The sequence below is a fragment of the Kitasatospora sp. NBC_00458 genome, assembly GCF_036013975.1.
Taxonomy (GTDB): Bacteria; Actinomycetota; Actinomycetes; order Streptomycetales; family Streptomycetaceae; genus Kitasatospora.
The window spans coordinates 6,218,426-6,231,956 of sequence record NZ_CP107904.1 but is presented as its reverse complement, the minus strand read 5'-3'; the positions used below and the strand labels follow the sequence as shown (position 1 = coordinate 6,231,956).

The 13,531-nt window shown below is 72.5% G+C and carries 15 protein-coding genes and 1 tRNA gene; 6 read left to right on the top strand and 10 right to left on the bottom strand.

Annotation, left to right across the window (positions count from 1 at the left end; genetic code table 11):
• Positions 1–387: 387 nt before the first annotated feature.
• Entirely contained in the window at positions 388–1,596 is a 1,209-nt protein-coding gene (locus OG550_RS26030; protein WP_327681448.1) for an alpha/beta hydrolase family protein, read from the top strand.
• Positions 1,597–1,826: 230 nt separating this feature from the next.
• Here OG550_RS26030 and OG550_RS26025 read toward each other — a convergent pair whose 3' ends face one another.
• Positions 1,827–2,879: an alpha/beta fold hydrolase gene (locus OG550_RS26025; RefSeq protein ID WP_327681446.1), complete on the bottom strand. Its 1,053-nt coding sequence runs from the start codon at positions 2,877–2,879 to the stop codon at positions 1,827–1,829.
• Positions 2,880–2,992: 113 nt separating this feature from the next.
• On the opposite strand from OG550_RS26025, the gene OG550_RS26020 reads away from it, so the two are divergent.
• Complete coding sequence (locus OG550_RS26020) at positions 2,993–3,592, top strand: TetR/AcrR family transcriptional regulator (protein ID WP_327681444.1); 600 nt, start codon at positions 2,993–2,995, stop codon at positions 3,590–3,592.
• A 277-nt stretch (positions 3,593–3,869) separates the two neighbouring features.
• On the opposite strand, the gene OG550_RS26010 is transcribed toward OG550_RS26020, so the two are convergent.
• The 3 genes from OG550_RS26010 to OG550_RS26000 form a co-directional block, all read right to left on the bottom strand.
• Positions 3,870–4,160: a hypothetical protein gene (locus OG550_RS26010; protein ID WP_327681442.1), complete on the bottom strand. Its 291-nt coding sequence runs from the start codon at positions 4,158–4,160 to the stop codon at positions 3,870–3,872.
• A 284-nt stretch (positions 4,161–4,444) separates the two neighbouring features.
• Positions 4,445–4,765, bottom strand: a complete 321-nt coding sequence (locus tag OG550_RS26005; RefSeq protein WP_327681440.1) for a hypothetical protein — start codon at positions 4,763–4,765, stop codon at positions 4,445–4,447.
• Between the two features lie 290 nt (positions 4,766–5,055).
• Entirely contained in the window at positions 5,056–5,430 is a 375-nt protein-coding gene (locus OG550_RS26000) for a hypothetical protein (protein WP_327681438.1), read from the bottom strand.
• Between the two features lie 617 nt (positions 5,431–6,047).
• Between OG550_RS26000 and OG550_RS25995 the strand changes: the two genes are divergently transcribed.
• The gene (locus OG550_RS25995; protein ID WP_327681436.1) at positions 6,048–6,797 is read left to right on the top strand and encodes a hypothetical protein; all 750 of its coding nucleotides are present in this window, start codon (positions 6,048–6,050) and stop codon (positions 6,795–6,797) included.
• A gap of 190 nt (positions 6,798–6,987) precedes the next feature.
• Here the strand turns inward: OG550_RS25995 and OG550_RS25990 are convergent.
• The 4 genes from OG550_RS25990 to OG550_RS25975 all read right to left on the bottom strand — a co-directional run bounded on the left by OG550_RS25990 (position 6,988) and on the right by OG550_RS25975 (position 9,637).
• Positions 6,988–7,071 (bottom strand) — tRNA-Leu (locus tag OG550_RS25990).
• A gap of 70 nt (positions 7,072–7,141) precedes the next feature.
• Positions 7,142–8,467: a hypothetical protein gene (locus tag OG550_RS25985; RefSeq protein ID WP_327681435.1), complete on the bottom strand. Its 1,326-nt coding sequence runs from the start codon at positions 8,465–8,467 to the stop codon at positions 7,142–7,144.
• Between the two features lie 122 nt (positions 8,468–8,589).
• Complete coding sequence (locus tag OG550_RS25980) at positions 8,590–8,727, bottom strand: DUF397 domain-containing protein (RefSeq protein WP_327681433.1); 138 nt, start codon at positions 8,725–8,727, stop codon at positions 8,590–8,592.
• Positions 8,684–9,637 (bottom strand): helix-turn-helix domain-containing protein, encoded by a 954-nt coding sequence (locus tag OG550_RS25975; protein WP_327681431.1) that lies wholly within the window; start codon positions 9,635–9,637, stop codon positions 8,684–8,686. The genes OG550_RS25980 and OG550_RS25975 overlap by 44 nt, the downstream gene beginning before the upstream one ends.
• Positions 9,638–9,806: 169 nt before the next feature.
• Here OG550_RS25975 and OG550_RS25970 point away from each other — a divergent pair, with 169 nt between their 5' ends.
• The 3 genes from OG550_RS25970 to OG550_RS25960 all read left to right on the top strand — a co-directional run bounded on the left by OG550_RS25970 (position 9,807) and on the right by OG550_RS25960 (position 11,586).
• Positions 9,807–10,298 (top strand): ATP-binding protein, encoded by a 492-nt coding sequence (locus OG550_RS25970; protein WP_327681429.1) that lies wholly within the window; start codon positions 9,807–9,809, stop codon positions 10,296–10,298.
• Positions 10,299–10,408: 110 nt separating this feature from the next.
• Positions 10,409–10,786, top strand: coding sequence for a hypothetical protein (locus OG550_RS25965; RefSeq protein WP_327681427.1), 378 nt, complete (start codon positions 10,409–10,411; stop codon positions 10,784–10,786).
• Between the two features lie 101 nt (positions 10,787–10,887).
• Positions 10,888–11,586 carry a hypothetical protein gene (locus OG550_RS25960; RefSeq protein WP_327681425.1) on the top strand — a complete coding sequence of 233 codons (699 nt, stop codon included), beginning with the start codon at positions 10,888–10,890 and terminating at the stop codon, positions 11,584–11,586.
• A 79-nt stretch (positions 11,587–11,665) separates the two neighbouring features.
• On the opposite strand, the gene OG550_RS25955 is transcribed toward OG550_RS25960, so the two are convergent.
• Together OG550_RS25955 and OG550_RS25950 are read right to left on the bottom strand one after the other, a co-directional pair.
• Entirely contained in the window at positions 11,666–12,166 is a 501-nt protein-coding gene (locus tag OG550_RS25955) for a cupin domain-containing protein (RefSeq protein ID WP_327681423.1), read from the bottom strand.
• 113 nt (positions 12,167–12,279) lie between these two features.
• Positions 12,280–13,395 carry an FAD-dependent monooxygenase gene (locus OG550_RS25950; RefSeq protein ID WP_327681421.1) on the bottom strand — a complete coding sequence of 372 codons (1,116 nt, stop codon included), beginning with the start codon at positions 13,393–13,395 and terminating at the stop codon, positions 12,280–12,282.
• Positions 13,396–13,531 lie beyond the last annotated feature (136 nt).

The following is a 13,531-nucleotide window of genomic DNA, read 5'->3' as shown; positions in this document are numbered from 1 at the left end:
CGGCGCCCTCCTCGGCGGAGGGCCGTACGCCACGAGTCCAACTGCCGGACAGGGGTGGGGTTCTGTCGCGACAACCCCACTGTGGTCTGTACCAATCCGATCCCGGAGCCCCATCTTGCACGACGACCCGCCGACTCGACCCGGCCGGTTTCCGATTGACCGCCTTTCTGCCTGAAGGGGCAACCGGGCCGCCGCCGACCGGGCACCCCGAACCGCCGCCGACCCCAACTCCGGACAGCAGGAGCCGACTTGCGCAAGGCCGCACAGGGTGGAGGCGGGCTCGGCCGAGCGGCGGGCCCGCCCGGCGCGGCGGCTCCGACCTGCGGCCGAGCCGGCTACACCACAGGCAGGACGCGCAGGTCACGGCCACCGACCTAACGTGGCGCCATGTCGACAACTCCCCGGTGGCGGAAGGCCGCGCTGCTCGCCGCGCCCGTCGCCGTCCTGCTCGCGCTGGCCGGCCCGCAGACCGCGCTGGCCGCCTCCCCGCCCGCCGGGCCGCCCGCCGCAGCCCTCTCGACGAGCCCCCCGGCCGCCCTGGCAGGCGACCCGGCCACCGACCCGCCGCAGGTGCCCGCGCCCACCACGCGCCGCCCGGTCGGCGCCGCCTCGGTGCACCTGGTGGACACCGCCCGGCACGACCCCTGGCGTCCCGACGCCGCCACCCGCGAACTGATGGCCACCCTCTGGTACCCGGCCCAGTCCGCGCGCGGCGAGCAAATCCCCTACGTCTCCCCCGAGGTGTCCACCGCCCTGTACGGCACCCCGGCCCTCAGCTCGGTGCGGACGGGCGTGAAGGCCCGCACGGTGCCCGCACCCGGACGCCACCCGCTGATCGTGCTCTCCCCCGGCTACGGCTACAGCCGCACCTCGCTCACCGCCCTCGCCGAGGACCTCGCGGCCCGCGGCTACGCGGTGGCCGCGCTGGACCACACCTACGAGACCGTCGTGCAGTTCCCCGACGGACGGGTCGAGACCTGCCTGATCTGCGACGAGGTGGACGACCGGCGGGCGGCCGAGGTCACCCGCAGCCGGGCGAAGGACATCGGCTTCCTGATCGACCGGCTGACCGCCCCCGGGCCCGGACTCGTTCGCGGACTGCAGATCGACCGCACCCGGATCGGCGCGGCCGGCCACTCGATCGGCGGCGCGAGCGCCGTCGAGGCGATGCGCCAGGACGGACGGATCCGCGCCGCCGCCAACCTGGACGGCGACTTCTTCGTGCCGCCGCCGGCCGAGGGCCTCTCCCGTCCGGTGCTGCTCCTCGGCGCCCAGCGGCGCGCCGGCGCGACCCCGACCGCCAACTGGGAGGAGACCTGGCAGCACCTGACCGGCTGGAAGCGCTGGCTGGACCTGCCGGAGGGCGGCCACCTGTCGTTCTGCGACGTGCACTGGCTGGTGGACTCCCTCGGCGTCCGCGACCAGGTGCCGCCCGAGACGGCCCAGGAGCAGTACGGCTCCGTCAAGGGCGCCCGCGCGCTCGCCGCCACCCGGGCCTACCTCGGCGCCTTCTTCGACCGGCACCTGCTCCACCGCCCGAGCCGGCTCCTGGACGCGCCCTCCGCCGCCTACCCGGAGGTCCGCTTCGCCAAGTAGTGCGTCCCGTCGGCGGATCCGCCCGCCCTCCCGGGCGGCAGAACGGCCGGTAGACCCGACCCGACGCGGTGCCGGGTCGGGTCTACCGGCCGCTGCGCGGTGACCGGCCGTCGCGGGTCGGCCCTCACCCGGGCACGGACGGCCGCCGGATCAGTCGATCAACCGGCTCAACCGGCTCAACCGGCTCAACCGGCTCAACCGGCTCAACCGGCTCAACCGGCTCAACCGGCTCAACCGGCCAGGGTGGCGTCCAGCCAGGGGGTGATCACGGCCATCGCCTCGCCGAAGCGCGAGATGGCGCAGTGGCCGGTGTCCGGGATCAGCGCGACCCGGGTGTCCCGGCGGCCCTCGAACACCAGGGTGTCGTCCAGGGGGACGTGGACGTCCTCGGTGCCGTTGACCACCAGCATCGGCCCGTTGGCGCCCCGGTCCAGCAGCGGGCGCAGGTCGAAGGCCGCGAAGGCCTCCTCGCGCTCGGCCGTGCTCGGCATCGCGTCGAAGCCCAGGGCGTTGCCGACGATGCCGTCCATGCCGAAGGCGAAGCCGCGGCCCGGGGCGAAGGACCGTTCCACCGGGCCGCCGAGCACCACGGCGGCGTCCACCGCGCCGGTCAGTCCGGCCCGGGCGGAGTAGTAGCCGCCCATCGAGATGCCGAAGTGGCCGACCCTCCCGTTGCCGATCGTGCGGGCGAAGGCGACCAGTCCGGCGATCACCTCGGCCCCGCCGTCCGGGGTCATCGGCAGGTGGGCGGTCTCGCCGGTGCCGGCGAGGTCGAACAGCAGCAGTCGGGCCGGCAGGGTCAGCGCGAGCTGCTCCCACATGCCGTGCAGGTCGGTCTTCCAGGAGTCCACCCCGCCGCTGGCGAGCACGACCGGCGCGTCGGCGGGCAGGCCGGGGGCCGCCATCAGGTGGACCGGGAGGACGGCCTCGCCGCCGCGGTACGGGACGGCGAGCGTGCGGCGCTCGAACTCCACCGGGAAGCCGGGGGCGGCGAGGACGTACTGCTCGACCTGCCGGGCGAGCGCGGTGCGCTGGGGTTCGTCGGCCAGTGAGGGGAACTTGGCCCAGCCGTATGCCTGCGCGGCCTGGCGGTGGCGCCCGGCCCCGGCGTGCCGGGCTGCGAGGGCGGACCACTCGTGGACCCAGCCGCCGGGCCGGTCGGGCCACATCTCGGTGACGGCGGCGCGGACCGCGTCCACCTCGTCGACGGGCAGGCCGAGGGTCATCTGCGGGTAGCGCTCGACGAACAGGTCCTGCGGGTCCAGGGGCCAGGTGAAGGACATGGTGGTGCCTCCTGCTGCACTTAAAGCCGGAACTCTTGCATTAGCGACTATGCGCCTGGGGGACACTTAACGCAAGCAGTCCTGCCTTAAGGTGGGGCCGAGGTGATCCACACATGACCGAGCAGGAACCGGAGCCGATCCGGCGCCGCCCCGGCGGCCGCGCCGCCCGCGTCCGCCAGGCCGTACTGACGGCCGCCATGGAGGTCCTGGCCGAGGAGGGCGTCGCCCGGCTCAGCATCGCCGCGGTCGCGGCCCGCGCAGGAGTCAACGAGACCACGGTGTACCGGCGTTGGGGCACCCGGGAGAAACTCGTACTGGACGCCATGCTCGCCGGGAGCGACGAGGGCATCCCCGTCCCCGACACCGGGGCCGTCCGCACCGACCTGGCCGCCTTCGCCCGCGCACTGGCCGACTACCTCGCCACCCCGACCGGCCGCGCGGTCGCCCGGGCGGCCGCGCTCAGCTCCGACGACCCCGGCCTCGCCGAGGCCTGGCAGACCTTCTGGCAGTCCCGCCTCGACCAGGCCGGCGCCATCGTCAACCGGGCCGTCGAACGCGGCGAACTCCCGCCGGAGACCGAGACGGCCCTGGCGCTGGAACTGCTCTGCTCCCCCATCCAGACCCGCGCCCTGCTCGGCCACCGCCCGATCGAGCCGGACCTGCCGGAGCGCCTGGCGGACCTCGTGCTGGACGGCCTCGAAGGAAAGGACTAGACGGTTCCGCATGGATCTTCGTGGCCGGCCCTCCGCGGGACCGGCCGATGGCGTGGCCGTCCGGCTCGCCGGCCGGTGCCCCTTTCCGCGGGCTCCGGCAGCGGGCTCGTGGGCTCGTGGGCTCGTGGGCTCGCACGATCGCGGAGTCCACCGAGACGATCCGGCTCAGCTCCTCGGCGGCGTCCGCCCGGACCGGAAGCGCGGTGAACACCCGCCCCCGGACGCCATCAGCGGACCACAGACGATCCGGATGATCCGGATGATCCGGAGGGAGCGACTACGAGCAGCCGGTGCCATCGGCCTCGCCGGCGGCCGTCCACCAGGACATCAGCCGGGCAGCCGTCGCCTCCGGCTCCGGCGGCAGAGGGGGAAGACCGAAGTGATCCTCCAGCTCATGCCGCAGGAACTCGCCGATCTCCGTCCGGTCGGCCCCACCCCGGAGCCGCTGGAGGAGAGGGGCGAGCATGCAGTCGTACTCGTCCTGCACCTCGTCGGCGACGCCGATCGGATCCCACTCGTTGAGCAGCTGCCGCAGGCCGTTCTCGGTGATATCGGTTCCAGGTCGCATCGCCCCAGGGTGCCACCCGGGAACCACCGCCGTCCCTCACCCCCCACCTTGATCCGAACGAGACCGCCTGGACCGGGAAGGCTCACCGGATCGGCACCGGCAGGCCCTGAGCCGACCGGATACCGCGGGGCGCCCCGACAAGGCCCGCCCTGCCCCGGTGGGCGGGGGGCCGCCCCGCCCGCACGACCCCGGCGACTCCCTCGCCCGGGCTGCCACCGAGCGCCCGACCGGGCCGGGGGCACCCTTCACCCGGCGGCCCGGCTCCGGCGGTGGGCCGGTGGCGGTCAGCAGTGGGTGCGCGCCTGCTTGATCCCCGGTTCGGCACGGTGGATGTCGAAGGTGACGGAGAACGTCTGCCGGGCGGTGGCGAGTGCGTCGGCGAGCGGCTGGTGCTTCGCGTCCTCCAGGGCCGCCACCCGGGCCAGCTCCGCCGCCGCCCCCAACCGGCCCAGCGCGACGTCCCAGGACTGGTCCGACGAACCACTGGCCGGCTGGTCGGGCATCGGGTCGGGCAGGTTCCGCACCAGCGTGCAGGCCAGCTCGCCGTCACTGCCGACCAGCCGGCCGGCGGACCCGGCCGAGCTACAGGCGGCAAGGGCCAACATCCCTGCGAGCAACGGAACAAGACGTCTCATCATGCGCGGCTTCCCTTCCCCCGGCCGAACGGCCCCGACCACCTTAGGGGATGCACCTCGACCCTGGGCAGGGGTCGCACCCCGAGCTCTCGGCCCTGACCGGCTCCGCCCCTCGTCCGCCCCACGGCCGCCCCTCGGCCCGTTCCTCCGGGTCGGGACGTCCCGCCGCAGCCAACCGACCCAGGCCCCGGACCGGCAGGTGCGGACGCCGAGGGCCCTCACGGAGCCGCGGAGGCAGGCTGCTGGTGCCAACACGCTCCCTAGTCCTGGAACGCCCCGCTCGGGCCGGACCGGCCGGTGCCGGAGGAGCGCAGCGAGCAGTGGTGGCAGTGCAGCACCGAGACCGACTCGGACGAACGCACCTCCGCGACGGCCTTGGCACACCAGCCAGCGGACAGGGCGGCGACCCCGAGAACGGCCGCCGCGGCGTTCGGACTGCCCTGGAGCAGGAGTTCGAGGCCCGTGACCGCCAGGACCGCCGCGGCCAGGAACCGTACGACACCCCTGCCCCGGGCGACCGGGCGGCGGTCCTCCCGGAACACGCCGGTGTCCGCCGACTCCTCACACCGCGGGCAGGTCGCTCCACGGACACCGGCAACGCCGGCCGGAGTCGCACCGGCGCTCACTGCAGTCATGCGGACACCATAGACGACCGCTCGCACACGCACTCGTGGCATCGTCCAGGACGCAACGGCGCAGGCAGAGCAAGGCGGCCGACGGGCCGACTCGGAGTAGGCGTGGGCGCTTCGGTGCACCCGGCCCGCCATCCACCCCGGCGCCCCCACCCCGCCCGACCGGGAAAACGCGGATCGCCCCTCGCTGTGCCGCGAGGGGCGATCCGCGTCGCCTCCGGGAACCGGAACGCCCTGGAGCCGGGCGCAAGGATCGGCCGGGGGCGGCCTCGACACGGGTGGAGCAGGTGGCAATGGCCGGGGCCTTGTTCCACCTCGCGGGCACCGTGCACCTGTGGGACCGGCGCACCAGCATGATCATCGTCTGCCGAGTGCCGGGGCCCCGGCAGAGTCGACCTGAGTACGGGTACTCAGGCCAGCACCCGCGGGTGCTCGCGACAATGGGCCGGGCACCTGGAGCCGATGCGATCCGCAGGGACGACCTCGCCTTCCCGGCGGCGGGCCCGCGGCCGCCGGGTGGCCGGTCGCCCTCCGGACCCGCGCGATGCCCACGGGGCCGAGAGGTCGTGGCATGTGTTCACCACCGGTGTGCGGTGACCCCGACTGCAGAGGAGGACGCGATGAGCTGGAAGAGGTGCAAGGAGGCGGCGGGAGTGCTGCTGGCGCTACTCCTGACAGCGATCAGCGAAGCGAGCTCACGCGGACCGTCGGACAGGAAGCTGCGCAAGCACGCCACCTCACCCGAGGCGGAGTCCCGCAGGGCGGTGGCGCAGGAGAGGATTCACGACCTCACCGCGCGACTGTCCGCCGTCGAGGGCCTGGAGCACGTGCTGACCACCTTCACGGACTCCTGCGCCAGGCCCTATCGCGCCTCGGCCTTCGAAGCACGACCCGCAGACGTGCTCCAGTGCCGGATGCGCTCGGTCTCCTACTTCGGGGTCCAGGGCGACATCACCGACGTCCTGGCCCGGATCCGCGAGGCCGACATCGCGGCCTGGGGGCCGCGGGACCGGCAGGGGCAGGACCTGCCGCACGCACGCGGGACGATCACCTACGCGATCGACTACCACCGCAGCCACGGACGGCACCCCGATGGCAGGATGATGCCCACGCCGGTGCTCGGAACCTCATTGCTGGAGATCGATTGGGACCGGTTGGACTTCCCTCTCGTGAATCGGATCGAGGAGGCGGACCTGCCGGACCCGGAAGCCGCTGGTGACGGGATCCACCGGCGCTGCTCGACCGTCCCCCAGGCGGCAATGAGCGTGACGGAGGCCAGAGCCCGCTACGGCACCGTCCTGAGGTTCGTCGTCATCGCAACGAATGCCTCCGCGCGGGAGTACTACCACACCGTTCCCCGGGGAAGCTGACCTGCCGACACCGTTCGTCCTGGCTTCCGCGGTGCGGTCATCGGGATTGTGGACGATCTCGACGAGTCGGGGCCGCAAGCCTGGACAGCAAGAACGTGGATCGCCCTCACGCTGCCATGAGGGGCGATCCGGAGGCCCGGAAACCGGAACGGCCGGTCGGATCCGAGGATCCGACCGGCCGTTCTCTTTGTGCGCGAGGGGGGAGTTGAACCCCCACGCCCTTTCGGGCACTGGAACCTGAATCCAGCGCGTCTGCCTATTCCGCCACCCGCGCATCTGGGTGATGGGTAAACCATAGCCCATCCGTGGGGGTGCTTCGAACCAATTCCGCGGAGCAGGCCAGGTCAGCGACCGACGTGCGCCACGATCCAGTCGATCAGGCGGCCGGAGATGTGGCTGTGCTCGGTGTTGTCGTCGTCGAACGCGACCTCGTCCAGGTGGCCTGCGGCGAGGTCCGCGTCGGTGATCGAGAGCGTCGGGACGACGTCCCACTTCACCGGGTCGAAGGCCAGCGCCGCCGCACTCACGGACGGCACGAACGCGCCGCTGCGGTAGTCGTCGGAGATCTTCGCCTTCAGCGCGTCCGCGACCTTCCCGAAGGAGTCCAGGGTGCCGCCGGGCGCCCCGTCCAGCGCCGGGACCTCGGTCGTCGTGCTGCGGCGGATCTCCAGACCCAGGTGCATGCCGCCGATCTTCTGCTTCTCGCCCCGGTCCGCCTGGAACCGGGCCGTCGCGCTGGCGATCAGCGCCTGCCAGTCGAACGCCACCTCGCCCGCCGGCAGCGGGCGGCCGATCCCGTCGCGCCGGCCGTTGGAGACACCGAGCTTGAGCGGGATGGCCGGGTAGTCGCCGAAGCGCTTCAGGTCCTCCAGGAACTCCTTGCGCAGCGGGCTGGACGTGGCCACCGGCCCCGAGTACTTGGAGTTCTCGACCCAGGCCCAGAGCAGCTGCTGGGCGGCGGGGCTGCGGATCAGGTCGGCCTGCTTGACCCCGCCGGGGCCGGGCGGGGTGACGGCCTCGAAGAAGTACGCCAGCTGCTGGAGGATCAGCGGGATCCAGGCTCCGTTGTGCGGGGAGTCGTAGGAGATGTAGGTCTGCGTCTGGTGGTCCACCTTCTGGGTCTCCAGCTTGGCGAGCGCGAAGCGGGTGATGATGCCGCCCATGCTCACGCCGCCGACCGTGAGCCGCTCCTCGCCGACGCGCTCCGCGATCACCCGGAGGATGCCGTCGATCGCGACCTCGGCGTTGGCCTGGATGTGGGTGTGCCGCTCCTCGAAGCCGAGGAGGACCACGTCGATGCCCTGGCCGAGCAGCTGGTCGAAGAAGCCCGGCTTGCCGTCGTACGGCGTGTTGAAGTAGGCGAACAGGCCGGGCAGGTCGCTCGGGCCGTAGTTGAAGCCGTCCGCGAAGACGAAGGGCCGGCGCAGACCGATCTTCGGGTTGGCGTAGTAGACCGCCGCCTGGCCGCGCGCGACCTGGTCCTTGTAGGTGCCGCTCAAGTCCCAGACCACATCGGCGTCCCGGCCGCTGCCGCCGGTGCGCTCCAGCGCACCGGCGAACCACACCTCGGGGGTGAGGGTGGCGGCGAGCTCCGCCACCTCCGCCGAACCGGGTTCCGCCTGGCCCTCCTTGAGTGCGAGGGCTACGTCGATCCTGGGTTCCTGCGCCATGGCTACCGCCTCAGTCCGGTCGAACGGAGATCATCCGTGTACGACTGGTGACTGTAGCGACCCGGTCACCCTACGTATCGGAGAACCGCCGGTGCCGGTCGAAGGCGATCGGAAAGGGCCGATCAGGAGCCGAAGTCGCCACGGTGGAGCGCGGAGAGGAAGGACTGCCAGGACGCGGCCGGGAAGCGGAGGACCGGGCCCGAGGGATCCTTGGAGTCACGCACCGGGACGACGCCGGGGGTGGGGGATACGAGGGCCACCTCGATGCAGTCCCCGCCGTTGCCGCCGCTGTAGCTGCTCTTGCGCCAGACGGCCTCGCCGGGCCCGTTCCTCGTCATCCCTGAACCCTTCCAGCGCTTCAGTGATCAGCGCGAGCGAGTCGTCCGTCGAGAGTGCTTCCCCGCGAAGGCGATCATAGCTTCGCTGGTGTCCCGACACGATCGCCGGAAGATCACTGGGATGCCCCCGGTCCAGGCTCTCCGAGTACACCCAGTGCTGGCCGTCAGGCATTTCCAGAAAGACCATGGACTTGTCGATGATCGTCCGCCGATTGGCGAACGGAGCGACCTGAATCAGGATGTTGGGACGCTCGGCGACCATCAAGAGGTGCTCCATCTGGCGCCTCATCACCCGGGCGCCTCCGAAGACGGTCCGGATCGCGCTCTCGTCCAGAACGACCACGAGCAACGGCCCCTCGGGGTCGAGGAACCTCTTCTGCCTACCAAGGCGAGCAGTGGTCCGATCCTCGATCAATGCGGGATTGCCCGCAGCATCGCTGGCCTCGAAGACTGCTCTCACGTACTCCGGGCACTGCAACAAGCCGTGCACCACTGAGCACTGGAAGACCCTGATCGCAACCGCCTCGGCCTCCATGTCGGCGTGGTTCTGGAACCAGTCCGGGTGCTCGATCTCCGCATTCCAGTCCACCCGGTCCCACATGCGCTTCAGCGAGCCGCCCGTGCTGAACAGCCGGTCCGCGTCCTCGACGGTCTCGGGCTGCATCCGGCGCTTGCCGCCTTCGCAGCGCGTCACCACCGTGCGGTCGCAGTGCAGGAGCTTCCCCAACTCCTCCTGCGTGTAGCCGGCCAGTTCCCGGTAGAACCGCAGCTCCTCGCCGAACATCACCGCCGAGCTCGCCGTCGGTCCGCGCTCGATCCTCCGGTGTGACATGACCGATCCCCTCACGTGCCGCACAGACGCCACACTGCAAATCGGTCGTCACCGTACCTGCGCGGGTCGATGATTGTTACCGGAACGCAGCCTTTTGCTTGCACAGCGTGAGCGTGCGCGCCCTGGTCGCGAGCTGCTTCCACTCCCCCTCACCCCCGGAGGCCCCGCCATGCCCGAGAACTGTGCCCACCACCCCCCGGCCGCCCCGCGCCGGCCCCGCGGGTTCGTCGCCCGGCTGGACTCGCGGGCCGAGTCCGCGCCCCTCGCCCGACTGCTGCTGCGCGCCTACCTCGCCGCCCTACCGTGCGGTGAACGCTACGCGGACGTCGGCGAGTTGCTGCTCGGCGAGCTGTTCGCCAACGCCGTCCAGCACAGCGACGCCCCGCCGGACCGCTTCGTCGAGGTCCGGATCGCGCTGGTCGCCGACCGGCTCCGGCTCGAAGTCCACGACGCGGGCCGCGGGCGGCCGAACCTGCGTTCCGCGGCCACGGGCGACGAGAACGGACGGGGCCTCCTGCTCGTCGACGAACTGGCCGAGCACTGGGGCTGCCGCCCCCGCGCGGGCGGGATCGGCAAGTTCGTCTGGGCGCTGATCGCCCCGGCCCCCGGGCTCACCGACCTCGGGCGGCTCGGGCAGGTGCCGAGCATGATCGCGGTCTGAGATTCCCCCCAAGGTGGGGTTTGGCTCACCTCCCCACCACTCCAGAGCCGATGACCTCACCAGTGCGGGCCCGGACGGACGGTCCCGCCGGTATCGAGAGGGATCACATGATGCTGCGGAGCAAGCACGCGCTCGGGGCGGGTCTGCTGGCGGTCGCCCTGGCCGCCGGAGCGGGCTGGGCCGTGCAGGCCGACGCGAACGACGTCACCTCCGACAACTCCCCCGCGCGCGACGCCGCGATCCGGGCCGTCGACGGCTACCAGGTGGTCAAGCTGGGCAACGCCAACGTCGGCAACTTCCAGCGCCGGACGGTCTCCTGCCCGTCCGGCAAGCGGGCGATCGGCGGCGGCGGCGAGGCACAGGGCACCGACTCCGTCCTGAACGGTACCTTCCCGACCGATGACGGCACCGGCTGGATCGCCCTGGGCCACCAGCCCGGCTACAACAGCGTCGGCATCAGCGTCTACGTGGTCTGCGCCAACGTCTGACCCCGGCGGGCGACTTGTCACGCCCGGGCCCGGGCGTCCGTCTCGGGCCCGGGGCCGGACACCCACTTCCACAACCGGTGTGACCGACCTAACGTTGAGTCATGCAACCGGTACGGATGGACCGTTCGGACCCGGGCGTGCTCGACCTGGTCCTCTGGGAGCGCGGCGGCTCCCTCCGGTACGCGGTCACGACCTCGCTCGGGTCGGTGATGGCCGTACCCGCGCTGTTCCTGCTCGGGGTGCTGGCCTCCTCCCCCGTGGCGGTCGTGATGCTGTTCACCGGTACGGGGTGGGGGCCGGTCTGGTCGGTGGCCGCGGTCATCGGCGGCGCGGCGGCCGTCGCGGGCTGGGCCTTCCTCACCCGCAGCGCGTTCCACGAGGTGCACCGCCTGCGGTTCGCCCCCGCCGACGGGCCCGCCACGGTCACCCTGGTCCGGGGAGCGCGGGCCGGCCGGCCCCTGCCCGTCTCCGTACTGCAGTGCATCCGGATCGAGCACTCCACCGAGGAGCCGTACGACGGCGACCCGCGGCCGACCACGGTCACGGTCACGCTGACCGCCCTGCTGGCCGGTCACCGGCTGGTGCCCAAGTCGCTCCCGCCGGACACCGACACGGCCGCCCTGCACCGCGAGTTGCGCGCGGCGCTCTCCCCGGTCGTCCCGGTCGAGCTGCGCGTCCGGCACCGGCGGCGTGCCAGGCCCGTGCCGCCGCGCGCGCCGTCGTCCGCGGGTTCGCGACGGCGCCCCGACGTGCCGCGGGGCGCCTCCGGTCGCGGCGGACCGGCCGGCGCCCGGGACTGAGGCCCGGCGGCACCGACGGCCGCGCCCGGCTCCGCGGCACCGATCACCGCGCCCGGCTCCGACGGGCGCGCCCGGTCGGTCACTTGCCGGCCGCGGCCTCCAGGGCGGAGCGCCACACCGGGCTGTCCACGTAGTGGTTGTCGTACAGCTCGGAGGAGTCCTTGATCTCCTGCGGGTCGGCCTCGCCGCGCACGACCCGGCCGAGGAGCCGCAGGTAGTCGAAGCGGGGCATGCCGGGCGTGAACACGAAGAGCACGTCGGCCTCGGAGCCGGGCGCGGCGGCGAAGGCGTGCGGGGTGTGCGGGGGGACGAGCAGGAAGTCGCCCTCGCCGAGGACCTCGACCTTCTCCTCGACCAGCACCTGGAGCGCCCCGCCGATGACGAAGAACAGCTCGGAGGCCCGGGTGTGGAAGTGGGCCGGGGCGCCGACGGCGCCCTTGGCGAAGGACGAGCGGTAGCTGGTGATCGGGCTGCCGTCGGTGCCGCAGTCGGCGAGCAGCGTCATGACGCTGCTCGGGTCGCTGGTGGTCTCGGCGGTGGCGGCGCGGGTCAGCAGCGGCTTCAGCGGGCTGGTGGTCATGGTGTGGCTCCCCCGTCTCGGGTGGTCCCGGCTCCCTGCCGCGACCTTGTGATGATCACTCTATTGCGTTGATAGACCTGATGAGTGGTGCATTTTCGACCTGGAATCATGGGTCAATCCTGATCCAGGGAGATCGCGTTCTTCGCCCGCTCGACCGACTCCTCCGAGGCCGGACCTCCCGGGTTCTCGGTCGCGAGCGCCTGGTTGAGGCCGACGAACGGGCGCATCCGCCGCTCGTACCGGTCGAAGGCGGCGGCGTGGCCCTCGCCCGCCGTCCGGGCGCGGCCGAGCTCGTCGGCCAGCAGGTAGGCGCCGACCAGGGCGAGGCTGGTCCCCTGGCCGGACAGCGGTGAGGCGCAGTAGCCGGCGTCCCCGAGCAGGACCGTCCGACCGGCCGACCAGCGGTCCAAGTGGACCTGCGCCATCGCGTCGGCGTAGAAGTCGGTCGAGCGGTGCAGCGCCTCCAGCAGCCGGGGCGTCTCCCAGCGCAGCTCGGCCATCCGCTCGGCGACCAGCTTCCGCACCGCCTCGGCGTCCCGCTCGGCGGGCTCCTCGCTCATCCAGCCGAAGGTGACCCGCAACTCCCGGTTGTCGCGCACCGGGTAGACGCCGTAACCGGCCTCGCCGTCGCGCTGCCAGACCTGCCAGTCCTCCAGGCCGAGGAAGTTGTCGGCCCCGAAGATCGCGACATGGGTGCCGAGCGGGCGCAGGAACCGCTCCTCCGGGCCGAAGGCCAGCCGGCGGACCCGCGAGTGCAGGCCGTCCGCCCCGACCACCAGGTCGAAGGTGCGCGGCTCGCCGTGCTCGAAGGTGACGTGGACGCCGTGCTCGTCCTCGCGGAGTGCGGTGATGCTGTCGCCGTGGACGAACTCGGCCGCACCGGCGGCGCGTTCGGCCAGGATCGCGACCAGGTCCTCGCGCAGCAGCTCGACGTCCGCGCTGTCCAGGCGGCCGCTGCTGTAGGTCTCCTCGGTGGAGCGGTGCACCTCGTTGCCGTCGGCGTCGAGGACGGACATGCCGCGCATCCTGGTCCGGACCGCGCGCATCGGCTCGCCCACGCCCATCCGCTCGACGACGTCGAGGGCGACGCCCCGGACGTCGACCGCCTGGCCGCCGGTGCGGGGGCCGGGGGCCAGCTCGACCACGGTCGGGGCGAAGCCGTGCCGGTGCAGCCAGAAGGCGAGGGCGGTGCCGGCGATGCCGCCGCCGGAGACGAGGACCGTCTTCATGGAGACTCCCTGATCGGTGTCGTACGCTGTAAGCGCTCTGAATGTACGACGTAAATTCAGAGCGCCGCAAGCGCTCACCAGGCCTCCCACCACACGATCTGACCTAGGACAGCAGGCCCAGCCGCGCGATCGCCGC